The sequence below is a fragment of the Clostridium boliviensis genome (assembly GCF_033342255.1).
Classification (GTDB): domain Bacteria; phylum Bacillota; class Clostridia; order Lachnospirales; family Lachnospiraceae; genus Lacrimispora; species Lacrimispora boliviensis.
This window is the reverse complement of sequence record NZ_JAWONS010000031.1, coordinates 1-650: the sequence shown is the minus strand read 5'-3', so window position 1 is coordinate 650 and position 650 is coordinate 1. Positions and strand designations below refer to the sequence as shown.

Annotated in this window: 1 protein-coding gene and 1 pseudogene; both read right to left on the bottom strand. The window is 56.9% G+C overall.

What is annotated here, in order from left to right; all coding sequences use genetic code 11:
• Nucleotides 1-110: 110 nt before the first annotated feature.
• Nucleotides 111-501: pseudogene (gene rplQ, locus RZO55_RS02110) on the bottom strand (50S ribosomal protein L17).
• Between the two features lie 21 nt (nt 502-522).
• Nucleotides 523-650 (bottom strand): DNA-directed RNA polymerase subunit alpha C-terminal domain-containing protein (locus RZO55_RS02105; protein WP_318062655.1); only part of this gene is annotated, 128 nt, incomplete at its 5' end.

The following is a 650-nucleotide window of genomic DNA, read 5'->3' as shown; positions in this document are numbered from 1 at the left end:
CAGACAAAGATGGAGACCCATTACGGAACGGGCACGGTCCAGGAAAAGAAAAAAGGGCAGATTTCGGGACCGTGCGCGCGATCCCTCCCTCTCCCTTTTCCCCGGGTCACTTATTGTACCAATTCCAGGTACACCATCGGCGCACCGTCGCCACGGCGCGGTCCAATTTTGATGATCCGGGTGTAACCTCCCTGTCTTTCGGCATAACGGGGAGCGATCTCATCAAACAGCTTCTTCACCGCATCCACCTGGTGATGTACCGTCTCCTCCCCGTCCTTTTCGGTGTAAGAGCGGTTCTTACGCACAAAAGCGGCCGCCTGCCGACGGGCATGGAGGTCGCCGCGCTTGGCCAACGTGATCATCTTTTCGGCGATGGAACGAACCTCCTTGGCCTTTGCCTCGGTGGTCTGAATCCGTTCGTTGATGATGAGGTCCGTCAGCGAGATCACGAAACAGCGCTTTCCGGGCGGCCGAATCACGCCCCAATTTCGCATATGCCATGGATCCTTCCCTCCCCCGACTTCAGTCCTCTTTGCGCAGAGAAAGTCCCAGTTCGGACAGTTTCTCCTGCACTTCTTCCAGGGACTTGCGTCCCAGGTTGCGTACCTTCATCATGTCTTCTTCCGTCTTCTGAGTCAGCTCCTGGACCG